Raw genomic sequence first — 23538 nt, forward strand, 5'->3', positions numbered from 1 at the left:
TTGAGAGAGAACTCTTCGGCAGCGTGTACGTGAGGGGGGCAACTATAGCGCAACGGCTCGAGGCTTTCCTGGCGATGCGCGGTAAGTGAGACCGTGTTCGCGCCAATAGGTTGCCGGGCCGGTACAATCCGTTGCGCAATCACGCAGGAGCCCGCATGTCTTCACTGTCCACCGCCTGGCGCAACCGCCCCACCCACCACAAGGTCTGGGCCCTGGCCGCGCCGATGATCCTGTCCAACATCTCGGTGCCGCTGGTGGCGCTGGTCGACAGCACGGTGATCGGCCACCTGCCCCATGCCCATCAGTTGGGCGCGGTGGCCGTCGGTGCCACGCTGTTCACCTTCATGGTCGGCCTGCTGGGCTTCCTGCGCATGGGCTCCACCGGCTTCGCCGCCCAGGCCGCCGGCCGCGCCGACGGCGCCGCGCTGCGCCAGGTACTTGTGCAGGGGCTGCTGCTGGCGCTGGCTTTCGCCGTGCTGATCGGCCTGCTGGCCCTACCCTTCAGCCAACTGGCACTGCAGGCGATGCAGCCCAGCGAGGCGCTGCATGCCTCGACCGAAGCCTTCTTCCACACCCGCCTGCTCGGCCTGCCGGCAGCACTGGCCAGCTATGCCCTGGTCGGCTGGTTCCTCGGCACCCAGAACGCCAGGGCGCCGCTGGCGATCCTGCTGACGACCAACCTGCTCAACATCGCCCTGAACCTGTGGTTCGTACTTGGCCTGGACTGGGGGGTGGTCGGCTCGGCGCGGGCCTCGGTGATCGCCGAATGGAGCGCCGCCCTGCTCGGCCTGGCCCTCACCCGCCCGGCCTTGCGCGCCTACCCCGGGCAGGTCGCCTGGGCCGCGTTGAAACGCTGGCAGAGCTGGCGGCCGCTGCTGGCGGTCAACCGCGACATCTTCCTGCGCAGCCTGGCCCTGCAACTGGTGTTCCTGCTGCTCACCGTGCAGGGTGCGCGCCTGGGCGAGGCTACGGTGGCAGCCAATGCCCTGCTGCTCAATGGGCTGATGCTCACCGCCTATGCCCTCGATGGCCTGGCCCATGCGGTCGAGGCCCTGTGCGGCCATGCCATCGGCGCCCGTGACCGCAGTGCCCTGAAGCAGGCACTGGTGGTGGCCTGCGGCTGGTCGCTGATCGTCAGCCTGGTGTTCGCCGTGCTGTTCTTGCTGGGCGGGCACCTGTTCATCGACCTGCAGACCGACATTGCCAGTGTGCGCGAAGCCGCGTATCCCTATCTGCCCTATCTGGCGGTGCTGCCATTGGTAGCCGTGTGGAGCTACCTGCTCGATGGCTTGTTCATCGGCGCGACGCGGGCACGCGAGATGCGCAATGCGATGCTGCTGTCGGTGGCGGTCGCGCTGCCCCTGGCGCTTGCCATGCGCGGGTTCGGCAACCATGGGCTGTGGTGGGCGTTCCTCGGCTTCATGGTGCTGCGGGCGGTGACGCTGGGGTGGCTGGGGTGGCGTTTGCAGCAGCGCGACCGCTGGATTCGCTGAGAGCGGCGCCGCTTTGCAGCGCTGCGTCACGAAACCAGGCGAAAGCCCTCACCTGCCCCCTTGCCTGCCCCCGGCCTGATTCCCCACAATCGCGGCCATGCCGCACCATGACAGGGAATTCGCCGTGCCATCCATCTACCAGCTCAAACCCCGCTTCCAGGCGCTGCTGCGCCCTTCGGTGCAACGCCTGTACGAGCGTGGCGTCACCGCCAACCAGGTCACCGTCGCCGCCGCGGCGGTCTCCATCGTCCTTGGCCTGCTGCTCGCCTGGCAGCACCAGGCCACCTGGCTGTTCATCCTGATACCGCTGTGGATGCTGCTGCGCATGGCGCTGAACGCGGTCGACGGCATGCTCGCCCGCGAGTTCGGCCAGCAGTCCAGGCTCGGCGCCTACCTCAATGAACTGTGCGACGTGATCGCCGACACCGCGCTGTACCTGCCGTTCGCCCTGCTGCCCGGCGTTTCGCCGGCACTGGTGGTGCTGGTGGTGGTGTTCGCCGTGATCAGCGAATACGCCGGGGTAATGGGCCCGCTGGCCGGCGCGTCACGCCGCTACGACGGGCCAATGGGCAAGAGCGACCGGGCCTTCGCCTTCGGCGTGCTGGGCACTGGCGTGGCGTTCGGGCTGCTGGCCGCGAGCTGGATCAATGGCCTGCTGCTGGTGATCCTGCTGCTCTCGCTCTATACCCTGTACAACCGGGTTCGCCACGGCCTGGCCGAAACCCGCTGAGCCCCTCGCTGCCGGACAAGGATATTCGCCATGCGCCAAGCGCAATCGCTGCATTTCTGCACCCATGACGGCGTCGAGCTGCACTATCGCCACTGGCCCGCCACGCGCAACGAGCATCAACCACGCCGCGCCGTGGTGATGTTCCACCGCGGCCACGAGCACGGCGGGCGCATGGCCCACCTGGCCGACGAACTGAACATGCCCGGTTATGATTTCTTCGCCTGGGACGCCCGTGGCCATGGCCAATCGCCAGGAGCACGCGGCGACAGCCCGGGCTTCGCCACCAGCGTGCGCGACGTGCAGACCTTCATCGAGCACCTCCAGGCCAGCCATGGCATCGCCGAACCCGATATGGTGGTGCTGGCGCAAAGCGTCGGCGCGGTACTGATCGCCACCTGGGCCCACGACTATGCGCCCAGGGTGCGCTGCCTGGTGCTCGCTTCGCCGGCGTTCAAGGTCAAACTCTATGTGCCCTTCGCCCGCCCCGGGCTGAAGCTGATGAAGGCCCTGCGCGGCAACTTCTTCGTCAACAGCTACGTCAAGCCGCGCCTGTTGACCCATGACCCGGAGCGGGTCATGTCCTATGTCGCCGACCCGCTGATCAGCCGGCCCATTTCGGTCAGCATGCTGCTGGGCCTGTATGACGCCGCCGACCGCGTGGTGGCCGACGCCCAGGCAATCCAGGTGCCGACGCAACTGCTGATCTCCGGCGCGGACCTGGTGGTCGAGCGCAAGCCGCAGGAGCAGTTCTTCGATCGCCTGGGCAGCGCACGCAAGGAAAAGCACATCCTGCCAGGCTTCTTCCATGACACCCTTGGCGAGCGCGACCGCGCCCACGCCCTGGCGCGGATCGAACGCTTCGTCGAGCACTGCTTCGACGCGCCGCCAGCGCGCCCTTCCTTGTTGGACGCCGACAGGAGCGGCGCCAGCTGCGCCGAGGCCGAGAGCCTGGCTGCGCCGTTGCCACGCCATTCGCCACGCGACCTCTACTGGCGCGCCACCCGCGCCGGCCTGCAGTTGGGCAAGGGCCTTTCCGAGGGGGTGAAACTGGGCTTCGACACCGGCTTCGACTCCGGCTCGACCCTCGACTACGTCTACCGCAATACGCCGACCGGCAAAGGCCGGTTGGGCGAGCTGGTCGACCGGAACTACCTGGACGCCATCGGCTGGCGCGGTATCCGCCAGCGCAAGCTGAACGTCGAGGAGCTGTTGCGCCTGGCCATCGCCCAGTTGCGCGAGCAGCAGCGCCCGGTCCATATCGTCGATATCGCCGCCGGCCATGGCCGCTATATCCTCGAGGCCTTGCAAGGCCTGCAGCAACTGCCCGACTCGATCCTGCTGCGCGACTACAGCGAGCTGAACGTGCAACAGGGCAACGCACTGATCAGCGAAAAAGACCTCGGCGAGATCGCCCGCTTCGTCCAGGGTGATGCCTTCGATCGGCAAAGCCTGGCCAGCCTCACCCCACGCCCCACCCTCGCGGTGGTCTCGGGGCTCTACGAGCTGTTCGCCAGCAACGAGCTGGTCGGCAATTCACTGGCGGGCTTGGCCGATGCCGTCGAGGACGGCGGCTACCTGGTCTACACCGGCCAGCCCTGGCATCCGCAGCTGGAGATGATCGCCCGCGCCCTGACCAGCCACCGCGGCGGCCAGGCCTGGGTTATGCGCCGACGCAGCCAGGCAGAGATGGATCAGTTGGTCGAGGCCGCAGGGTTCCGCAAGATCACCCAGCGCATCGATGAATGGGGCATCTTCAGCGTCAGCCTAGCGCAGCGGGTGCGCTGATGGCCCGTGAAACCGGGCTGATCCGCCGCGGCGTGCTCTGGCTGTTGCTGCTCGGACCGTTGTTTTTCCTCAGCTACGGCCTGGCCAACTCCTACACGGCCGGACGCGACGATATCGGCAGCCTGGTGTTCGCCTGGGAACGGCACATGCCGCTGTGGCCGTGGACTATCATCCCGTACTGGTCGATCGACCTGCTGTACGGGTTGTCGTTCCTGCTGCCACGTACACGTCGCGAGATGGACCGACATGCCTTGGCATTGCTCACGGCACAGATGATCTGCGTGGCCTGCTTCCTGCTCTGGCCGCTGCGCTTCACCTTCGAGCGTCCCGAGCTGTCAGGGCTGTTCGGCTGGCTGTTCGATGTGCTGATGGGCTTCGACAAGCCCTACAACCAGGCGCCTTCGCTGCATATCGCGCTGTTGGTGATCATCTGGACGATGTTCGCCCGCCATGCGCGGCATCCCGCCTGGCGCTGGCTGGTGCACGGCTGGATGGGGCTGATCGGGCTGTCGGTCCTGAGCACCTGGCAGCATCACTTCATCGATGTGCCGACCGGGGCGTTGGCCGGGTTCGTCTGCCTGTGGCTGTGGCCGCAACAAGGGCCGTTGCCCTGGCAGCAGGCACGCCTGGCACGCGATCCCAAACGCTGGCGGCTGGCGTTGCGTTATGGACTGGGCGCGCTGCTGCTGGCCGTGCTCGGGTTCAAGCTGGGGCACTCCGCCTTGTGGCTGCTCTGGCCTGCGTTTTCACTGCTGCTGGTAGCGTTGAACTACGCACTGTTCGGAGCGCAAGGTTTCCAGAAAAGCAGCGATGGCCGGCTGTCGGTCGCGGCGACGGCATTGCTGGCGCCTTACCTGATTGCTGCCTGGATCAATTCAAGGCTGTGGACCTGGCGCCATCCGCAGGCGGATGAGGTGTGCGAGGGGGTGTACCTCGGGCGTGTGCCGGGCGCGGGTGATACGGTGCAGTTCCCGGCGGTGATCGACCTCAGCGCGGAGCTCGCCTGCCGGGTCCGCATCGCGGGGCAAGCGCGCTGCCACGAGCAGACGCCACAGGCTTCGCAGTCCTACCTGAACCTGCCGTCACTGGACCTGGTCGCCCCTGACACGCAGACCTTGCAGCAAGCTGCCGAGGCTATCGAACACCTGCGCCGGCACGGCCCGGTACTGGTCTGCTGCGCACTGGGCTACTCACGCAGCGCCAGCGCAGTCGCCGCCTGGCTGGTTGTCAGCGGTCGCTGCAAGGCAATCGCGCATGCCGAAACACTGATCCGCCAGGCGCGCCCCGGCGTGGTATTGCATCCAGCCCACCGCCAGGCCCTGCAGCCGCTGGAGACACAGCCATGAACCTGCTCGTCGTCGCCAGCCTGCTCGCCCGTGGCCGCCAACTGGAGCGCTGGTCGGACGGCATCACCTTGCTGGCCCTGGCCTGCAGCCTGGCGCCCATGCTGGGCGTGCCGCTGCCAGCGCTGCCCCGGGTGTTCTGCGCAACGTTGCTGGCGCTTGGCCTGGCGCACAAGTACTGGGCCATACGCGTTGCCCTGGATGCCGAGCTGTTCGCCCGGCTCGCCAGCCGCGACAGCCTGCCCGCTGATACCCAGGCCCTGGACCGTGCCCTGTTCGAACTGCGCCTGAAACCGACCGCCGACGATCCACGCGGCTGGCCTGCACGCAGCGAGGCTGCCCTGGCCCTGCTGCGCCGTCAGGCCTTGTGCCTGGCCGCGCAGGTGCTGCTCGCCGTCACCCTTCCCTTCACCGGATAACCCCGATGCTCGCCAGCCTGACTGCCTTCGTCATCACCTCCGCCGCCCGCCTGATCACCGGTGCCCGCGCCCTGTGGCTGGGCTGCACGCCGCAACCGGTGCAGCGCCTGTACTTCGCCAACCACAGCAGCCACGGTGACTTCGTGCTGCTCTGGGCCGCGCTGCCCGAGCCGCTGCGCCGCCGCACCCGGCCAGTGGCCGGCGCCGACTACTGGTGCAAGCCGGGCATCCGCGACTTCCTGATCCGCCAGGTGTTCAACGGCGTGCTGATCGATCGCCAGCTGGCCTGCGAGGGCAACCCACTGCAACCGGTGCTCGACGCCTTTGCCCAGGGTGACTCGCTGATCTTCTTCCCGGAAGGCACGCGCAACCTCACCGATGACCCGCTGCTGCCGTTCAAGAGCGGCCTGTTCCACCTGGCCTCGGCCAACCCGCAGGTAGAGCTGGTGCCGGTGTGGATCGCCAACCTCAACCGGGTCATGCCCAAAGGACGCGCCCTGCCGCTGCCGCTGTTGTGCACCCTGAGTTTCGGCGAGCCGCTGCACCTGCAGCAGGACGAAGCCAAGCATGCCTTTCTCGAGCGGGCCCGCCAGGCCCTGCTGAACCTGGCCCCGAAGGAAGCCTGAGATGGATCACAACACCCTGTCGCTATTCGCCGGTATCGGCGCCCTGCTGCTGCTCGCCAGCCTCGTCGGCCGCCTGCTCAAGTGGCGTGCCGGCCCCGCGCCACATGCGGTGATCGACAACCTCAACGCGCGCATCAATGCCTGGTGGGTGATGGTGCTGGTGATCGGCATCGCCTTCCTGTTCGGCAAGTACGGCGTCATCGTGCTGTTCTACGGCGTCTCGTTCTACGCCCTGCGCGAGTTCATGACCCTCACCCCGACCCGACGCAGCGACTACCCCGCCCTGGTGGCGGCGTTCTACGTGGCGTTGCCGGTGCAGTACCTGCTGATCGCCATGGACTGGTACGGCCTGTTCAGCATCTTCATCCCGGTGTACCTGTTCCTGCTGCTGCCGATCCTCGCCAGCTTCGGCGGCGACACCACGCGCTTCCTCGAGCGCGCCTCGAAGGTGCAGTGGGGCCTGATGATCGCGGTGTACTGCGTGTCTTCGGTGCCGGCGCTGATGACCCTGGACATCCCCGGCTACGAAGGCCGCAACCTGCTGCTGATCGCCTGGCTGATCCTGGTGGTGCAGATCAGCGACGTGCTGCAGTACGTCTGCGGCAAGCTGTTCGGCAAGCGCAAGGTGGCGCCCAACCTGTCGCCGTCGAAGACCGTCGAAGGCCTGGCCGGCGGCGTGGCCTTGGCGACCCTGGTCGGCGCCCTGCTGTGCTGGATCACCCCGTTCACCTTCTGGCAGGCGGCGCTGATGGCGCTGACGGTCAATGCCATGGGCTTCTTTGGAGGGCTGGTGATGTCGGCGATCAAGCGCGACCGCGGAGTGAAGGACTGGGGCCACATGATCGAAGGCCACGGCGGCATGCTCGACCGCATGGACTCGGTGTGCTTCGCAGCGCCCGTGTTCTTCCACTTCGTGCGTTACTGGTGGGCGTGAAGCCTGGCCGATCGGCAGGCTTGGGTTGAGATAGCGCGCTCTGACAGCTGGACGTCGAGCCCAGGCAACTGCCCGTACTTCGATGGCCCTATGGTGACGCGTCATCTCACCTGTTACCTGGAGCCATGCCATGTCCGACTTCATCACCGTCCTGCGCGAAACCTGTCCGACCCCGGTGGTCGACGCGACCAAATGGAAGCGCATCGGCGGCGACCCGCACACCGTCAACCTGAACGCCTACCTGTCCGCCGACGGCAGCAAGATCATGGGCACCTGGATCTGCACGCCGGGCAAGTTCGAGGTCAACTACGAGAAGTGGGAGTACTGCCATTTCCTCGATGGCTACTGCATCGTCACCCCGGAAGGCGAGGAGCCGAAGCATCTGAAGGCGGGGGATGTGTTCGTGATCGAGCCGGGGATGAAAGGGACCTGGGAAGTGGTCGAGACGGTGCGCAAATACTTCGTGTTTGCCTGAAAGCTCGAAGCAAAAAAATCGCGGAGCACATGCCCCTCCCCCAAGGTGCGCAGTTACAAGGGGGAGGACCATACGATCCGCGATCAAGTCCACTCGCGGGTCAATCCTTCTTGCGGTACCCCTCGACGATCGCCGAGAAATCCTTGCCACCTTCGCCGCGCAGGCTCATGGCCTGGTAAAGTTGCTGGGCCACGGCACCCAGGATCACCGGCTGGTGCGCCTGGCGCGCGGCCTCGGTGGCCAGCCCCAGGTCCTTGAGCATCAGTTCGGCGCCGAAGCCGCCGGTATACCCCCGTGAAGCTGGGGCAGTCTCGATGATGCCTGGCCACGGGTTGTAGGTGTCCGAACTCCAGCAACGTCCGGTCGAGCTGTTGATGATCCCGGCCAGCACCTTGGTGTCGATGCCCAACGCATTGCCCAGGGCCATGGCCTCGGACACGCCGATCATCGAGATACCCAGCAGCAGGTTGTTGCAGATCTTGGCGATCTGCCCGGTGCCGACTTCGCCGCAATGCACGATATTGCGGCCCATCTGCTCCAGCACCGGCTTGAGCGTGGCGAACAGCTCGGCGCTGGCGCCGACCATGAAGGTCAGGGTGCCGGCCGCCGCGCCACCGGTGCCGCCAGAGACCGGCGCATCACCCATGTCGATGCCCTTGGCCGCGGCGGCCTTGGAGACCTCACGGGCGGTCTGCGGATCGATGGTGCTGCAGTCCACGGTCGGAGTGCCGGGGCGAATGCCGGCCAGCACGCCGGTTTCTTCATCCAGGTACACGCCACGCACATGAGCGGCGGCCGGCAGCATGGTGATCACCAGCTCGCTGTTGACGGCGGCGTCCTTCGGTGAGGTGCTGACCTGCCCGCCCAGCTCGGCGAGTTCGGCCAGCACGGTCTTGTTCAGGTCGAACAGGTTGAGCTGGTGCCCGGCCTTGATCAGGTTGCGGGCCATGGGCGCGCCCATGTTGCCCAGGCCGATGAATGCGATACGCATGACGAGCTCCTTAGCGCAGGCTGATGGTGGTGTTCACACCGTCATTGACGCTGTCATCGTCGAACCAGCGGGCGGTGACGGTCTTGGTCTGAGTGTAGAACTGCACCACCTGCTTGCCGTACGGGCCGAGGTCGCCAAGCTTGGAACCGCGCGAACCTGTGAAGCTGAAGAACGGCACCGGTACCGGAATCGGGATGTTGATGCCGACCTGGCCGATGTCGATCTCGCTCTGGAACTTGCGCGCCGCCGCGCCGCTCTGGGTGAACAGGCCGGTGCCGTTGCCGAACGGGTTGGCGTTGACCAGGGCGATGGCCTCGTCGAGGGTATCCACCTCCAAAGTCACCAGCACCGGGCCGAAGATTTCCTGGGTGTAGACCTGCATGTCGGTCTTCACCCCGGAGAACAGGGTCGGACCGACGAAGTTGCCTTGCTCGTAGCCCGGCACCTTCACGTCGCGGCCGTCCAGTTCGAGCTTGGCGCCCTCCTTGATACCGCTTTCGATCAGGCCCAGCACACGCTCCTTGGCGCGCTTGGAGACCACCGGGCCGACATCGGTGCCCGGCTCGTTGCCGGCATTGACCTTGAGCTTGCTCGCCGCGTCCTTGATATCCGGCAGCCATTCGCGGGCCTTGCCCACCAGCACCGCCACCGAGGTGGCCATGCAGCGCTGGCCGGCCGCGCCGAAGGCGGCGCCGACCAGGGCGTTGATGGTCTGGGTGCGGTTGGCGTCGGGCAGCACCACGGCGTGGTTCTTGGCACCCATCATCGACTGCACGCGCTTGCCGTGCTGGCTGCCCAGGTTGTAGACGTGGGTGCCGACTTCGGTCGAGCCGACGAACGAGATCGCCTTGATGTCCGGGTGGGTGCAGATGCCATCGACCACTTGCTTGCCGCCATGCACCACGTTGAGCACGCCGGCCGGCACGCCAGCCTCCAGCGCCAGCTCGACCAGCATCATGGTCGACAGCGGGTCCTGCTCGGACGGCTTGAGCACGAAGGTGTTGCCGCAGACGATGGCCATCGGGAACATCCACAGCGGGATCATCGCCGGGAAGTTGAACGGGGTGATGCCGGCGCACACGCCGATCGGCTGGCGCAGGGTGTAGGTGTCGACGCCGCCGGCGACGTTCTCGGCGAACTCGCCCATCTGCAGGGTGCCAATGGAGGCGGCGTGCTCGACCACTTCCAGGCCACGGAATATATCGCCCTCGGCATCGGCAATGGTCTTGCCCTGCTCGGCGCTGAGGGTCACGGCGATGCGCTTGCTGTGTTCGCGGATCAGCGCCTGCAGCTTGAGCATGATGCGCATGCGCGCGCCGATGGGAGTGTCGCGCCAGGTCTTGAAGGCGCGCTCGGCGGCGGCCACCGCGGCGTTCACTTCCTCGACGGTGGCGAACGGCACACGCGCCAGCACCTGCTGGGTGGCCGGGTTGACGATGTCGCGCCACTCGGTGGTTTTCGACTCGACCCATTGGCCGTCGATCAGCAGCTTGACCTGCTCGACCTTGGTCTGGTCGGGCGTCTGGGGTGCGTTCATCTGCGCTCTCCTTGGAATTATTGTCGGAACGAAGACGCCTACGCCGGCATGGACACGGGGTGGCGTACAGGGGCTGAGATCGAGTATAGATGTGCAAACATCCAACAAGAATGCACAAAAAAACCGGATCATCATGCAAAAAGACCTCACCTCCCTGAGCGCGCTGAACTGGGACGACCTCAAGTTCTTTCTTGAGGTAGCGCGCACCCGCAAGGCCAGCAGTGCGGCCAAGCGCCTGGCCGTGGACTACACCACGGTGTCGCGGCGCATCGGTTCACTGGAAGGGGCGCTGGGCACTTTGCTGTTCGAAAAATCGCGGACCAACGGCTTCGTCCTCACCGCCGAGGGCCAGCGTCTGCTGGGCTATGCCGAGTCGATCGAGAGCACCTTGCACATGGCTTGCGAGCAAGTCTCGGGCTCGGGCGTGGCATTGTCGGGGCATGTGCGCATGGGCTGCACCGAAGGCTTCGGCAGCTTCTTCGTCACCCCGCAGCTGAGCCACTTCGTCGATGCCTGGCCGGCGATCTCTGTGGACATCCTGCCGCTGCCGCACTTCATCAGCCTGTCCAAGCGCGAAGCCGATATCGTCATCGCCCTGGAGCGTCCGGAACATGGCCCTTACGTGTGCTGCAAGCTGTGCGACTACCGCCTGCGCCTGTATGCCACCCAGGATTACCTGGACAGCCATGAACCCATCCGCGAGATTGCCGACCTGGGGCGCCACCCGTTCATCAGCTACGTGGACGACCTGGCCTTCAGCTCGGAGCTACTGTATCTGGCCAACCTGATCCCCAACGCCAACGCGCACCTGCGCAGCACCAGCGTGATCGCCCAGTACACGGCGGCATTGCAGGGGCGTGGGCTGGCGATCCTGCCGTGCTTCCTGGCGGCGCAGGACCCACGGCTGGTGACGGTGCTGCCGGAGCAGATCGAGGTGACGCGGCAGTTCTGGATGTACTGCCGGGAGGACCTGCGCAAGTTGAAGCGGATCACCCTGCTGTGGGATTACATCCGTGAGGTGACCGAGGCCAATGCGCCGTTGTTGATGGGGGAGACGCGGGAGATGAAGTTCGCTCGGGATTGAGGGAAGGCATCATCGCGGGGCAAGCCCCGCGATGTCGGTATCACTCCGACCCCACCACGATCGACACCCGGCGGTTCTCCATGCGCCCTGCGGCGGTGCGGTTGTCCGCCACCGGCTGGCTGCTGCCCATGCCGCGGGTCTGGATGTTCTGCGGCTGCATGCCGATGCCGGCCAAGGCCTTGGCCACGCTCTGCGCGCGGCGCTCGGACAACTGCTGGTTGTAGGCGGCCTTGCCCGAGGCGTCGGCGTGACCGTCGATGCGCACGCGTTGGATATCCACCGACAGCAACGCCTTGCCGATGCGCTCGACGATCGATTCGCTCTGGCTGTTGAGGCTATCCAGGTCGCTGCCAAACAGCACCTTGCCGGACAGGTCGAACGCCCAGCCGTCATCGGTCGGGGCGAAGCCCTCGCGCTTGAGCACGGCGACCTGCTCGGGTGTCAGCCCCTTGGGCGGCACGCTCTGGCAGCCGGTGAGGGCGAACAGCGCCAGCAGCAGGGTGAATAACGGGAAACGCAGTACGGAAAAACGCTTGGTCACGGTTCAGCTCCTGTTCTTTGCATCGTTGGCACAGCGTTCCGTCTGTGCCACTTGCCAATGGCCGCGGCGATTGCGCTTGGCCTGGTACATCGCCGCATCGGCGGCATTGAGCAGACTGGCCGGGTCGCGGCCGTCGTCCGGGTAATAGGCGATACCGACACTCAGCGAGGTGGTCAGACTGGTACCATCCTCCAGTTGCACCGGCAGCTTCATGCTGTCGACGATTTTCTCGGCGATGCGCTTGGCATCCTCTCGCGAGTGCAGCGGCGTCAGCAGCACGGCGAACTCGTCACCGCCCAGGCGCGCCACCAGGTCATGCTCGCGCAGTTGCGCACGCACCCGACTAGCCACGCTGATCAGCACTTCGTCCCCCACCGCATGGCCGAGGCTGTCGTTGATCTGCTTGAAATGGTCGCTGTCCAGGAACAACAGGGCCAGATGATCTTGCGTGCGCGCTGCGTTGCGCAGGCTGCGACTCAGCCGCCCTTCGAAGAAGGCGCGGTTGGGCAGGCCGGTCAGGCTGTCATGGCTGGCCTGGTGGGCGAGGGTTTCGTTCTCGCTTTGCAGGTGGCTCTGCCACACCTCCAGCTCATCGAGCAGGGCATTGAAGTCGTTGCCCAGCTCGTTGAGCTCGGCGATCTGGGTTTCCGGCACGCGGCGGTCGAAACTGCGCTCGCGCCGCGCCGCATGGGCGACGCTGGCCAGGTTGCGCAGGGGCCGGATGATGTCGCTGAACAGGCGCCGTGAAAGATACAGCGCCAGCACCGCGCTGAGCACCGTGCACACCAGGATCCCGGCCAGGCCGCTGAGCAGGAAGCGCACCAGGCTGCCACCCTGCCCGGTCAACTCGATATGCCCGACGCGCTGGCCCATGTGTTGCACCGGCATATTGATCGGCTCTTCCAGCAGTCCGCGCGCCACCTGGGTCTGCAACTGCGCCATCACGCCGGGCGTATCACGCTGCCAATGGGCGAGCAGTTCGCCGTCGTTGTCATAGACCTTGGCGTCGGCGACCTCCTCGGTGGAGGCGATCAATGCCAGCGCTTCGTTGGCCGCGGCACTGTCGTCGAACACCACGGCCGCCTCGACGGTGTAGTTGATGGAGCGGGCGATCAGGTGCAGGTTGTGATTGGCATAGACGCGCAACGCCGCCACGCCGAGCAGGGTCACCAGCACACCGGCCAGGCCCGCGGCGAGCAGCGCCACGCTCAGGTGACGACGGCCGAGCACAGCACGCAGGGTCGGCCGGCTGAAGCGCTTGGCTGAACGCTTCATGGCTGCCCTGCCCGCCGTCGCGACAGCTGCAGCACGCTGGGGTGGATGCGCACACCGCTGCGCGCCACCGAGTCGAGGTTGACGTCGAACGCCACCTGCTGGTCGCTGACCCGCAGGCAGAACAGGCTACCCACGGTGCACGGGTCATCGGCCTCGCTGATGCTCAGCAATGGGTGGCCATTGACCCGCTGGAACAACCGCTCACGTTCCAGCTTGTCGAGCTTGCCGATATAGATGGCATCACAGGCATTGGCCACGCTCGGGTCGTCGGCCAGCAGACGGCGCACCTGCAGGGGTTGCCCGGAGTTCTGCACATTGCCCTTGATCAGGTCGTCGGCGTACTCGGTAGGGCCGACCAGGCACAGGCGCAAGGGGTTGGGGTCGGCAGGCCAGCGTGCGTAGCTGAGGATCCCCAGTACCACCTGGGTCACGGCCTTGGCCCGTTGCTGCGCCTGCGCATCCGACGCGGCAGTGCCCGCCCAGGCGGGAGCGCCGGTCGACAACAGCGTGGCCATCAGCAGCGAGAGCGCACAACCCGTCACTCGTCTCAAGACCGAGACAGCCACAGTCATGGGGGAAAATCTCACAAAATGTTTGCGGATAATGCCGCAACGATAGCATATCGGCGGCGAACTCCAGAGTCAGACTTGCTCCAGCATCAGCCCCGAGACTCGCCTGACCTTGCGCTCCACCGCTTCCTCGAACACCCCGGCGCGCGGCTCGATCAGGCTGAAGCAATGCTTGGCGCGGGTGATGCCGGTGTACACCAGCTCCTTGGTCAGCACCGGGTTCAAGGCATCGGGCAGCACCAGCGCGGTATGGCTGAATTCCGAGCCCTGGGACTTGTGCACGGTCATGGCGAACACGGTTTCCACTTCGCTGAGCCGGCTGGGCAGGACGAAGCGCACCCCGCCGCTGCCATCGTTGCGCGGGAAGGCCACGCGCAGCAACGCCTCGCCCTGCTCGTCCGGCAGGCGCAGGGCAATGCCGATATCACCGTTCATCAGGCCGAGGCCGTAGTCATTGCGGGTGACCAGTACCGGGCGGCCCTCGTACCAGGGTTGCTGGCTATCGATCAGTCCGGCATTGTGCAGCACCCGGGCCACGCGTTCGTTCAGGCCTTCGACACCCCAGGCGCCCCTGCGCACGGCGCAAAGCAGCTGGAAGGCTTCGAAGCTCTGCAGTACCTCGGCGGCCCAACGCTCCCAGCGCGGATCGTCGCCCGGCGTGCCAGGCGGCGGGCGCAAGCGGCCGATGGTGCGCAGGTAGCCACGGTAACCCTGCGGCCCTTCGCCGCCCTGGCCAAGGCCGTCGAGCAACAGGCGATCGAAGCGCTTGTCGTGTTCGCCGCCCAGGGTCAGGCAATGAACGTCCGCAGGTCGGGTCGCCAGCAGCGCCCGCGCCTCCAGCGCCTGCTGGCGATTGACCAGGCGCGCCAATTGGCCGATGCCGCTGCCTTCGCCGAAACGCCGCGAATGACGCAGCATCACGATCTGCTGGGCCAGCGGATTGCGCTGCCCATCGCCCGGTTTCAGGCCAATGCCCGCCAGCGACTGCCCGCCCACCTGCTCAAGCCAGGCCAGGGTCTGGGGCCAGTAGCAGCCTTCCTCGGCGTCGCGACACAGGTCGCCCAGCACCGCCCCGGCTTCCACCGAGGCCAGTTGGTCCTTGTCGCCCAGCAGCACCAGCCGGGCGGTGGACGGCAGGGCATCGAGCAGGTTGGCCATCATCTCCAGGTCGATCATCGAGGCTTCATCGATCACCAGCACGTCCAGCGGCAACGGGTTGCCGGCATGATGGCGGAAATGCCGAGAGCCTGGGCGGCTGCCCAGCAGGCGGTGCACGGTGCTGACCTCGGTGGGGATCTGCGCCCGTACCTCAACGTCCACCTGCAGGCGCTCGACCTGCTGGCCGATGGACTCGGTCAGGCGCGCCGCGGCCTTGCCGGTCGGTGCCGCCAGGCGGATACGCAGCGGTCGGCCTTGCTCGACCGCCGGCCCCTGCAACAACGCCAGCAGGCGCACCACGGTGGTGGTCTTGCCGGTGCCGGGGCCGCCGGTGATCACACTGAAACCCGCTCGGGTGGCCAGGGCGCATGCCAGCTTCTGCCAGTCCACCTCGCCGGCCGCCGAGCCGCCGTCGAACAGCTGCGCCAGGCGCTGGGCCAGATCGGCGGGCTGAGGCTGACGGCGTGCCAGGCGCTCATGCAGGGCGCCGTCGATCCGCCGCTCGTAAGCCCAGTAGCGGCGCAGGTACAAACGCTCGGCGCTGAGCACCAGTGGCCGGGCGCGCTGTTCGACGCTATCGCCCGCCGCGACCAGCGAGCTCTCGGCGATCCGTTGCAGCCAAGTACCCAGGTCAAGGCTGGCCAGCAGTTGCGAAGGCAGCAGCAGCGGCCCGGCCAGGGCATCGCCTTCCGGAGGCAGCGACAGGGCGAAGTCTGGTTCCGCGAGAGTCTGGCGCAGGTCCAGACAGACATGCCCATGCCCCAGCTGGTGGCTGGCCAGCGCCGCGGCCAGCAGCACCAACGGGTCACTGCCTGGCGCCCGTTCCTCGAGAAAACTCACGAAGGCCCGATCCAGGGCACGCAACCACCCGCGCTCGACCCAGCGATCGAGCAACGCCAGCAGGTCGTGGCTGGCGCTCAGCGGCGCCAGGGCGCTCAGATGCTCCGCCTGCAATGGCGTGGGCAGCAGGTCATCGAGGTTGCGGCTCATGGCGCGGCTCCGGCAAACAGGTCCTGTTGTTCAGGTTCTTGCTCACCCCGGAACATCGCGTCGAGCTGCTCGATCAGCGCCCGGGGTGGCCGCGCATGATACAGCCCGTGGCCTGCCGACGTGACGCCGCGCAGGAAGATGAACACCGCGCCACCGACATGCCGATCGTAGTCGTAGTCAGGCAGGCGGGCGCGCAACTGGCGATGCAGGGCCAGCAGGTAGAGCACGTACTGCAGGTCGTAGCGATGTTCGAGGATCGCCTGCTCCATTGCCAGGGCGCCATAGGCTTCGGCATCGGGGCCAAGCCAGTTGGACTTGTAGTCGGCCACGTAGTAGCGCCCATCGAGCTCGAACGCCAGGTCGATGAAGCCCTTGAACATGCCATTGAGCAAGGTCGGCTGCGCGGCCGGGCGCGCCGCGCCGGCATGGGTATGGCGCGCCACCTGGTAGTCGAGGCGCAGGGCGTCGACCTGGTGGCTGGCGAACCAGAACTCCATTTCGATCTGGTAGTGGTTCAGTTGCGCCAGGGTAAGGGTGGCCCCCTGCAGCGGCATGGGTTGCAGCAGCAATTGCTGCAGCCACTGCGTCAGCGTGGGGATCCAGCCGGTCCAGTCGCGTCGATTGCAGCGCCGCCCCACGGTGCGCTCGATCACCTCGGCCTGGCTGCTGATCTCGGCGAAACCTTCGCGACCCGCCCATTCGAGCAGGCCATGGAGGAAGGTCCCCGGGTTCGGCCCACGGGGGAAGCGGTGGATATCGCCCGCCTCGGCCGGGACCTCGCGCAGCAGCTGGCTGTCCAGCACCTCGTCGTCCAGCAGTTGCTGGGCCTGGGAGCTGTCGGCGATCAGCGTCTGGTCGCCCACCCGCAGGGCACTGTAGGAGGCAATCCACCAGTGTTCCGCGGCGGCGCGCCGTGGCTTGCGCGGCGGCAGGAGTTCGCGCTGGCTGTCCGGCGTGCGATAGCTCTGTGTCTGTACTTCGGGCAGCGCCCCCCGGCTGATGGCCGGGTTGCTCGCTGCCAGTGCCTGGAGCCACTCGCCCAGCTGGCTGGAGGCAGGCAATGGCAGCCCGCCGCCGAGCAGGTAACCCAGTGCCGAACGGTGCAGTTGCGAGCTGCGCTGGGTGCCGCGCTTGAGGTCGGCGACGCCCAGCCAGCAGGCGTATTGGGCGCGGGTCAGGGCGACGTAGAGCAGGCGCAGGTCCTCGGCCAGGCGCTCGTCGTCGGCGCGCTCGATCTGCTCGGCATTCGGCGTCAGAGTCAGGTGCGCCACGCCTTGCTCATCGTGCCAGCCCAGGGGCAGACGCTGGCCATCCACCGGTTTGCTGGTGCAGATGAACGGCAGGTACACCAGCGGGTATTCCAGGCCCTTGGACTTGTGGATGGTCACCACCTTGACCAGTTGTTCGTCGCTTTCCAGGCGCAGGATCTGCTCCTCGCCCGCTTGCCCGGCGTTGGCCAGGTGCTCGGTGAGGTGGCGGATCAGCGCTTGCTCGCCATCCAGTTCGCCCGCCGCCTGCTGCAACAGCTCGGCCAGGTGCAGCAGGTTGGTCAGCACGCGTTCGCCGTCACTGCGGCCCATCAACGCGCGGGGCAGCTGGAAGTCATGCAGCAGGCGGCGCAGCATCGGCAGCACGCCCTGGCGTTGCCAGATGTCGCGGTAGCGGCGAAAACGCATCACCCAGCCCTCCCAGACCCGTTCGTCCTGGTTCAGGCGCTCCAGTTCGACCAGCGGCAGGTCGAGGGTCAGGCTGGCCAGGGCGGCCTTGAGCAGGCGCTCCGAGTCCGGTTCGGCGCAGGCCTTGAGCCAGGCCAGCAGGTCGTGGGCTTCCTGGGCGGCGAACACCGAGTCCTTGTCCGACAGGTACACGCTGCGCACATCGCGGGCGGCCAGCTCGGCGCGGATCAGCTGGGCCTCGCGGCCGTCGCGCACCAGGATGGCGATATCGGAGGGCAGGCAGGGGCGCAGCTTGCCAGCGGCGTCGGCGAAACCACTGATGCCTTGCTGCCCGCCATTGAGCAGCTCGACGATATGGCTCGCGCAACTGGCCGCCAGCTGCTGGCGATACAAGGTACTGGATACCGGCTCATCGCTATCCAGCTGCCAGCAACAGAGGGCCGCGCTCGGCTGCCCGGCCACCAGCAATTGCTCGCCACGGCCCTTGGCGCGTACTTCGACGAAGGGCAGCGGGTTGTCGCCATGGGCCCGGAACAGGAATGCCCCACGGCCCTCGGCACGCTCCTCGGCCTGGAGGAATACCCGGTTCACCGCCGCGACCATGGCTTGGCTTGAGCGGTAGTTGGTGTCCAGGCTGTGCAGGCGCCCGGCGGTGGCGCGGCGCGCGGCCAGGTAAGTGAAGATGTCGGCGCCGCGGAAGGCGTAGATCGCCTGCTTGGGGTCGCCGATCATGAACAGGCCGGTGTCCGGATTGTTCTCGCTGATACGGTAGATACGTTCAAAGATGCCGTACTGGACGGGGTCGGTGTCCTGGAACTCGTCGATCAACGCGACCGGGAACTGCTCGCGGATCAACGCGGCCAGGCGCTCGCCGGCATCGCTGCCCAGAGCATGCTCAAGGCGCAGCAGCATGTCGTCGAAGCCCATTTCGGCGCGTCGACGCTTCTCCACCTCGAAGCGCGCCGAAACCCAGGCGGCGGCATGCTCCAGCAGGCGCGCATCGGGGCTGGCCAGCCCCTGCAACTGTTCACGCAGGGCCGCCATGGCGTGCAGCGCCGGGTGCTGCGGTGGCTCGCCGGCCTTCCACGCCTCGGCCATGCCCGCCGGGGTCAGCCGGGTAAAACCGGTCCCCAGGTCCAGCTCCATGGCCTGCTCATCACCGGCCCAGGCGCGCAGCTTGTCGAACCAGGGCTCGAAGTAGCGTGCCTGCAACTTGCGCCCATCCGCCTGCTTGGCCGCCACGGCATCGCGGCAGATCTGCTGCAGCTCGTCGGCCCAGGCGGCCCAAGGGGCCTTGAGCTGGGCCAGTTGCTCGGTGCGCTGGCGCAGGGTCGCCTCGATCAAGGCTTGCGGCTCCTGATCGTCCGTCTGGCCTCGGACGCGGCCGAACAATGGCCTGATCCTTGGCAACAAAGCATCGGGGCTGCCCCAGTTGCCGCGCACCCAGGCCAGCGACTCGCCACGCATGCCGTAGCAGAAGCGCCGCCAGTAGTCGCGCATGACCTGGCCCAGCAACTCGCTGTGATCGGTTTCCAGGCTCTGGGTGAACAGGCTGCCACTGTCGAACGCATGCTCACGCAACATGCGCTGGCACCAGCCGTGGATGGTCGATACCGCCGCTTCGTCCATCCATTGCACGGCGATTTCCAGGCGGTTGGCACAGCGTGGCCAGTGCGCCTGTGGATAATCCTCGCGCAACAGGTGCAGCAAGGGGTCGGCATCCTCGAGTTCGCCGCGGAAAAAGCGCGCCGCTTCAGCCAGGCGCGCACGGATACGCTCACGCAGTTCCTTGGTTGCCGCATCGGTGAAGGTCACCACCAGGATCTGCGGCGGCAGCAGCTCGCGGGCAAAGCCCTGCTCGCCGCCATGCCCAAGGATCAGGCGCAGGTACAGGGCCGAGATAGTGAAGGTCTTGCCGGTGCCGGCGCTGGCCTCGATCAGTTGGCTGCCGTGCAAAGGAAAGCTCAGCGCCAGGGGGCGGGCTTGGGTCATTGGGCGCTCTCCGGGTTGCCCAGGGTTTGCCAGGGCGCCGCGAACAAGGGGCGATACAGGGTTTCGCACCAACCCTCGAAGGTTTCCTCGAGGGCCAGTGCGGCGAAGTCACGGTATTGACGGGCCAGGGCCAGGCTCTCGCTGCGCTCGCCAAAGCTGTTCTGGCCGTCACCTTCGTAGGCCCGGGCTGCTGCAGCCAGCGCCTTGTCCGGATCCTCCTGGGCCAGCCAGGCGAAGGCAGTCTTGGCCGCGACGGGCAAGGGCGCGTTCATTCCCGCCTGGCGTGCCACCAGCAACTCGCCCAGGCGCTGCGTCGCATCGGCTTGCGGCAGCGGTGCCAACAGCAAGGTCAGGTCGCTGGCCACCAACGCGCTGTGCAGCGGATAGCCCGAGGCGCAGGCGGCAAGGTGCATGACCCAGGCCGGAATCAGGCGATGCCATTTCAGGCTGTTACGCCCGGCACTGAGGGTATTGGGCACAGTGGCGATGCTCAGCAGGCTTTGGTCTTCGCCCTGGTACACACGGCCGAGCCAGCCTTCCAGGCGCTGCGCGCCCTGTTCGAAGTGAATCGGCAGGGCACCCTCGACCAGCGTCGGCCAGCGCTGCAGCAATTGTCGATGGCGTTGCAGCAAGTCCGGCAGCGGCTGGATCAGTTCCGCCTGCAAGGCCTCACCGAACCCGGCCAACGGTAGCAGCCCACAGGCCTGCAGCCTCCGGGCCTGGGCTTGCAGGGCTCGCTCGGCGTTGTCGGGGTCGGCCAGCGCGGCGCCAAGCAGGCTTTCACTCAGGCCATAGCGCTGCAGGGCATCGAGGACAAAGGGTTCTTCGTCCGGCGTCGGCGCTTCCAACGTTTCGAAGAACACTTTCAGGCGCTGGCTGAAAAAATGCCGTACCGGGTGGCGCAGGAAATCCTGAAGCTGCACCAGGTTCAGCGGTTCATCGCTGACGTAGGGCGACAGCCCGATAGCGGCGGTCGCTGCGCCGTCCTCGGCCTGATGCAAGGCCAGCCACTCATGGGCAAAGCTGAACAGCGGGCTGCCTTTCTGGAAATAGCGCTGGCTGAACGGCTGCAGCGGATGCTCCTGGGTCAACGCATGCAGCAACTGCTGTCCAGCGTCATCGCGCAACCCGGCCTTGGCCCCGGCGAGCTGCCAGCCGGCAGCCAGGTGATCGCGCAGTTGTCCGATCAGCACCGAGGCCGGACGCTCGCTGTTGTCGCGGATACTGCGCCCGACCCAGCTGACATAGAGCTGGTCACGTGCCGACAGCAGGGCTTCGAGCAACAGGTAACGGTCATCCTCCCGTCGGGAGCGGTCGCCCGGGCGATAGTCGCTGGCCATCAGGTCGAAGTCCAGGGGCGGCTGGGCGCGAGGATAGTCACCATCGTTCATGCCCAGCAGGCAGACAACGCGGAACGGGATGGCGCGCATGGGCATCAGGGTGCAGAAGTTCACGGAACCGGCAAGGAAGCGTTGCGACAACTTGCCCTGGTCCAACCCCGACAGCCAGGCCTCGCGCACCACCGTTAGCGGCAGCAGGTCCTGGAGGCCAACCGCCTCGCAAGTCTCCAGCCAGGCGTCGCGCAGGTCCTGCAGTTGCACCAGGAGCAGCTCGTCGTGTTCGTTCTCGGCCAGGAAGAAGATCTGCAGCAGGGCGTGCAGCCGTGCGCCCCAGTCTGGCGCCGAGGCCGGCTGGGTCAGGGCCTGGCAAGCGACCTCCAGGGCATCGAGCAAGGCCACCAGCGGCCCGATCAAAGCGGCATCGAGGCCGCCAATTTCATCATAAGGCTCGATGCCATCACAGCCTTCGCCCACCCCGACCGCGTACCCCAGCAACATCCGGCGCAGGCCGAACCGCCAGCTGTTCTGCTCCAGCCCTTCCGGCAGCCCCAGGCTGGCGCGCTGTTCGGCACTTAGCCCCCAGCGGATGCCCGCCCCTTCGATCCAGCGATGCAGCGTCGGCAGGTCGCCTTCCTGAATGGCGAAACGGGCGCGCACGGCCGGTACGTCCAGCAGGTCGAGCACTTCACTGACGGCAAAGCGGCTGTCAGGCAGCTTGAGCAGATGCTCCAGGGCAATGAGCAGTGGGTCGCGACCACGCTGGCCCTGGTCGGTCAGGGTGAAGGGGATAAAGCGCGGGTCGTTGCGATCGAGCTGGCCGAACACTGCACGGATGTGCGGCGCGTAGGTGTCGATGGCCGGCAGCATGACGATGACGTCGCGGGGGCGCAGCGTCGGGTCGGCGCTGAAGCGGGCGAGTAACTGGTCGTGGAGGATCTCGACTTCGCGCTGCGGGCTATGGGCCAGGTGGAAGCGCACGGAGCGGTCCTTGGCCGGATCGACTGCTGGCCATTGCGTACGCGTCTCGGCCAAAGGCCGCAGCTCGAGGATATCGTCCTGCAGCTGGTTGAGCAGGGTCTCGGGTTGGGCGTCACTGAACAGGTCGATACGGCCTTCGCTGAAGACATTCTGGTAGCTGCCAGGGTCGTCATAGCTGTCGAGCAGGTTGATATAGTCGCGCCCCTGCTTGCCCCAGGCCGCCAACAGCGGATGGGCATGCTGATGCAGCAGCTCGTCGTCCAGCTGCAAAGGCATGCCCTGCTTGCGTTGCTGGCGTTTGTACTGGTGCCGCAGCAGGTCTTTGTCGGCGACGATATCGCCCCAGTGGTGACGACAGGGGTTGTGCACGCACAGCAGCACCTGGCTGAAACGGGCAAGGCCTGCCAAGGCTTCCAGGATCTGTGCCGGCAGCGAGGAAATGCCAAACACGATCAACCGCGCGGGCAGCCCTGGGGGCGCCTGCTCCAGGCTGTTGATCCGCTCGATGAAGCGCTGGTGCACACCAGCTCGGCTCTGGGCCATGCCCTCCGCGCCCACGTCCTCGAGCAGGAGCCGCCACAGCTCGGCCTGCCAGCGATTGCCAGCAGCCAACGGCTTGCGCTCGCCACGGGCGGTATTGAGTACGTGGGCACCATCTGCCCAGTCCTTCAACCAGTCGGCGCGGTAGACCTGGTACTGGTCGAACAGGTCGGCGAGCCGTTCGGCCAGCTGGTAGCGCTTGCGCAGGTCGCTGTCGTCGGTGAGGAAGCGGCGCAGTGGTTCGAAGTGCGGGCGTTCGATCACTTCCGGGAGCAGGCGCATCAGGCGCCAGGTCAGGGGGGCCTTGTCGAGCAGCGAAACCTCGGGGATTTCATCACGGCCCAACACTCGGCGGTACAGCTGCCACATGAAGCTGCCCGGGAGCTGCACATCAATGGCAGCGGCGATGCCGCAACCGCCCTGATCGTCGTCTTGCGGGTCTTCGGCCAGGGCCAGTTTCAGCCATTGGGCGATACCGTTGCTCTGTACCAGCGCAATCTCGTTCTCCAGCGGCGCCAGGGGGTAGCGGCGCATCACGCTCACCACCAGATTGCGCAGCTCGTCCAGGCGATTGCCCTGGACGATCATGAAACCTGGGTGGAGTGAGGTGGTCTGCGGCATAGGAGCTCTCGGGAATGCGGTTGATGCTGACGGGAAACCTTATCACGGAGACAGCAGGCGGGGGCTCGCGATGCTGCCCGGTCAGGCCATGAGTTTTCCGGGCACAAAGACAAAACCCCTACCTGCTCGCGCAGATAGGGGTTTTGCGAAATGAATCTTGACGATGACCTACTCTCACATGGGGAAACCCCACACTACCATCGGCGATGCATCGTTTCACTGCTGAGTTCGGGATGGGATCAGGTGGTTCCAATGCTCTATGGTCGTCAAGAAATTCGGTTGCCAGTACGTCCTTTCAGACATGCCAGCCAATTCGGATATGTGATCTTTGTGGTTCGTCGCGAACTTTCGGTTCGTTTCGTCTTCACCACCGCAATCTGCGTGAGCAAATTGCTTGGGTGTTATATGGTCAAGCCTCACGGGCAATTAGTATTGGTTAGC

The 23538-nt window shown here is 66.4% G+C and carries 17 protein-coding genes and 1 rRNA gene; 9 read left to right on the forward strand and 9 right to left on the reverse strand.

The window, feature by feature from the left end; all coding sequences use genetic code 11:
* Positions 1 to 155 precede the first annotated feature (155 nt).
* From BMY03_RS04470 to BMY03_RS04505, 8 genes are all read left to right on the forward strand, one after another.
* Positions 156 to 1493, forward strand: a complete 1338-nt coding sequence (locus tag BMY03_RS04470) for an MATE family efflux transporter (RefSeq protein ID WP_038707318.1) — start codon at positions 156 to 158, stop codon at positions 1491 to 1493.
* A 124-nt stretch (positions 1494 to 1617) separates the two neighbouring features.
* Complete coding sequence (locus tag BMY03_RS04475; protein WP_094010370.1) at positions 1618 to 2223, forward strand: CDP-alcohol phosphatidyltransferase family protein; 606 nt, start codon at positions 1618 to 1620, stop codon at positions 2221 to 2223.
* A gap of 30 nt (positions 2224 to 2253) precedes the next feature.
* Entirely contained in the window at positions 2254 to 4008 is a 1755-nt protein-coding gene (locus BMY03_RS04480; RefSeq protein ID WP_094010342.1) for a bifunctional alpha/beta hydrolase/class I SAM-dependent methyltransferase, read from the forward strand.
* The gene (locus tag BMY03_RS04485; RefSeq protein ID WP_094010343.1) at positions 4008 to 5354 is read left to right on the forward strand and encodes a phosphatase PAP2/dual specificity phosphatase family protein; all 1347 of its coding nucleotides are present in this window, start codon (positions 4008 to 4010) and stop codon (positions 5352 to 5354) included. Before BMY03_RS04480 ends, BMY03_RS04485 begins: the two co-directional genes overlap by 1 nt.
* Positions 5351 to 5770 carry a hypothetical protein gene (locus BMY03_RS04490; protein ID WP_094010344.1) on the forward strand — a complete coding sequence of 140 codons (420 nt, stop codon included), beginning with the start codon at positions 5351 to 5353 and terminating at the stop codon, positions 5768 to 5770. Before BMY03_RS04485 ends, BMY03_RS04490 begins: the two co-directional genes overlap by 4 nt.
* Positions 5771 to 5775: 5 nt before the next feature.
* Positions 5776 to 6396, forward strand: coding sequence for a lysophospholipid acyltransferase family protein (locus BMY03_RS04495; protein WP_094010345.1), 621 nt, complete (start codon positions 5776 to 5778; stop codon positions 6394 to 6396).
* 1 nt (position 6397) lies between these two features.
* On the forward strand, positions 6398 to 7330 hold the full coding sequence (locus BMY03_RS04500) for a phosphatidate cytidylyltransferase (protein WP_023631694.1): 933 nt from the start codon (positions 6398 to 6400) through the stop codon (positions 7328 to 7330).
* Between the two features lie 130 nt (positions 7331 to 7460).
* Positions 7461 to 7805, forward strand: coding sequence for a cupin domain-containing protein (locus tag BMY03_RS04505; protein ID WP_023631693.1), 345 nt, complete (start codon positions 7461 to 7463; stop codon positions 7803 to 7805).
* 100 nt (positions 7806 to 7905) lie between these two features.
* Here BMY03_RS04505 and mmsB read toward each other — a convergent pair whose 3' ends face one another.
* Together mmsB and BMY03_RS04515 are read right to left on the reverse strand one after the other, a co-directional pair.
* Positions 7906 to 8796 (reverse strand): 3-hydroxyisobutyrate dehydrogenase, encoded by an 891-nt coding sequence (mmsB, locus tag BMY03_RS04510; RefSeq protein ID WP_038707314.1) that lies wholly within the window; start codon positions 8794 to 8796, stop codon positions 7906 to 7908.
* 10 nt (positions 8797 to 8806) lie between these two features.
* Positions 8807 to 10333, reverse strand: a complete 1527-nt coding sequence (locus tag BMY03_RS04515) for a CoA-acylating methylmalonate-semialdehyde dehydrogenase (protein ID WP_038707313.1) — start codon at positions 10331 to 10333, stop codon at positions 8807 to 8809.
* A gap of 133 nt (positions 10334 to 10466) precedes the next feature.
* Here BMY03_RS04515 and BMY03_RS04520 point away from each other — a divergent pair, with 133 nt between their 5' ends.
* On the forward strand, positions 10467 to 11417 hold the full coding sequence (locus BMY03_RS04520; protein WP_031316500.1) for a LysR family transcriptional regulator: 951 nt from the start codon (positions 10467 to 10469) through the stop codon (positions 11415 to 11417).
* A 40-nt stretch (positions 11418 to 11457) separates the two neighbouring features.
* On the opposite strand, the gene yfiB is transcribed toward BMY03_RS04520, so the two are convergent.
* From yfiB to rrf, 7 genes are all read right to left on the reverse strand, one after another.
* Positions 11458 to 11958 carry an outer membrane lipoprotein YfiB gene (yfiB, locus tag BMY03_RS04525; protein ID WP_231867455.1) on the reverse strand — a complete coding sequence of 167 codons (501 nt, stop codon included), beginning with the start codon at positions 11956 to 11958 and terminating at the stop codon, positions 11458 to 11460.
* Between the two features lie 3 nt (positions 11959 to 11961).
* A complete protein-coding gene (dgcN, locus tag BMY03_RS04530; RefSeq protein ID WP_023632751.1) occupies positions 11962 to 13233 on the reverse strand; it encodes a diguanylate cyclase DgcN/YfiN in 1272 nt (423 codons plus the stop codon).
* Positions 13230 to 13805 carry a regulatory sequestration protein YfiR gene (gene yfiR / locus BMY03_RS04535; protein ID WP_031316726.1) on the reverse strand — a complete coding sequence of 192 codons (576 nt, stop codon included), beginning with the start codon at positions 13803 to 13805 and terminating at the stop codon, positions 13230 to 13232. Before yfiR ends, dgcN begins: the two co-directional genes overlap by 4 nt.
* A 69-nt stretch (positions 13806 to 13874) precedes the next feature.
* Positions 13875 to 15950 carry an exodeoxyribonuclease V subunit alpha gene (recD, locus tag BMY03_RS04540; RefSeq protein ID WP_094010346.1) on the reverse strand — a complete coding sequence of 692 codons (2076 nt, stop codon included), beginning with the start codon at positions 15948 to 15950 and terminating at the stop codon, positions 13875 to 13877.
* Positions 15947 to 19618, reverse strand: coding sequence for an exodeoxyribonuclease V subunit beta (gene recB, locus BMY03_RS04545; protein WP_094010347.1), 3672 nt, complete (start codon positions 19616 to 19618; stop codon positions 15947 to 15949). The genes recD and recB overlap by 4 nt, the downstream gene beginning before the upstream one ends.
* Complete coding sequence (gene recC / locus BMY03_RS04550) at positions 19615 to 23097, reverse strand: exodeoxyribonuclease V subunit gamma (protein ID WP_094010348.1); 3483 nt, start codon at positions 23095 to 23097, stop codon at positions 19615 to 19617. The genes recB and recC overlap by 4 nt, the downstream gene beginning before the upstream one ends.
* Positions 23098 to 23252: 155 nt before the next feature.
* A 5S ribosomal RNA gene (rrf, locus tag BMY03_RS04555) occupies positions 23253 to 23368 on the reverse strand.
* Positions 23369 to 23538: the final 170 nt, after the last annotated feature.

The organism is Pseudomonas soli (genome assembly GCF_900110655.1).
GTDB lineage: Bacteria > Pseudomonadota > Gammaproteobacteria > Pseudomonadales > Pseudomonadaceae > Aquipseudomonas > Aquipseudomonas soli.

Bases quoted from the DNA above. Each gene is read 5' to 3' on its own strand.
- recB (WP_094010347.1), bottom strand. From the start codon at position 19,618: ATGACCCAAGCCCGCCCCCTGGCGCTGAGCTTTCCTTTGCACGGCAGC.
- BMY03_RS04485 (WP_094010343.1), top strand. From the start codon at position 4,008: ATGGCCCGTGAAACCGGGCTGATCCGCCGCGGCGTGCTCTGGCTGTTG.
- BMY03_RS04520 (WP_031316500.1), top strand. From the start codon at position 10,467: ATGCAAAAAGACCTCACCTCCCTGAGCGCGCTGAACTGGGACGACCTC.
- BMY03_RS04505 (WP_023631693.1), top strand. From the start codon at position 7,461: ATGTCCGACTTCATCACCGTCCTGCGCGAAACCTGTCCGACCCCGGTG.
- BMY03_RS04490 (WP_094010344.1), top strand. From the start codon at position 5,351: ATGAACCTGCTCGTCGTCGCCAGCCTGCTCGCCCGTGGCCGCCAACTG.
- BMY03_RS04500 (WP_023631694.1), top strand. From the start codon at position 6,398: ATGGATCACAACACCCTGTCGCTATTCGCCGGTATCGGCGCCCTGCTG.
- yfiR (WP_031316726.1), bottom strand. From the start codon at position 13,805: ATGACTGTGGCTGTCTCGGTCTTGAGACGAGTGACGGGTTGTGCGCTC.
- BMY03_RS04470 (WP_038707318.1), top strand. From the start codon at position 156: ATGTCTTCACTGTCCACCGCCTGGCGCAACCGCCCCACCCACCACAAG.
- mmsB (WP_038707314.1), bottom strand. From the start codon at position 8,796: ATGCGTATCGCATTCATCGGCCTGGGCAACATGGGCGCGCCCATGGCC.
- recD (WP_094010346.1), bottom strand. From the start codon at position 15,950: ATGAGCCGCAACCTCGATGACCTGCTGCCCACGCCATTGCAGGCGGAG.
- BMY03_RS04495 (WP_094010345.1), top strand. From the start codon at position 5,776: ATGCTCGCCAGCCTGACTGCCTTCGTCATCACCTCCGCCGCCCGCCTG.
- BMY03_RS04480 (WP_094010342.1), top strand. From the start codon at position 2,254: ATGCGCCAAGCGCAATCGCTGCATTTCTGCACCCATGACGGCGTCGAG.
- BMY03_RS04515 (WP_038707313.1), bottom strand. From the start codon at position 10,333: ATGAACGCACCCCAGACGCCCGACCAGACCAAGGTCGAGCAGGTCAAG.
- dgcN (WP_023632751.1), bottom strand. From the start codon at position 13,233: ATGAAGCGTTCAGCCAAGCGCTTCAGCCGGCCGACCCTGCGTGCTGTG.
- recC (WP_094010348.1), bottom strand. From the start codon at position 23,097: ATGCCGCAGACCACCTCACTCCACCCAGGTTTCATGATCGTCCAGGGC.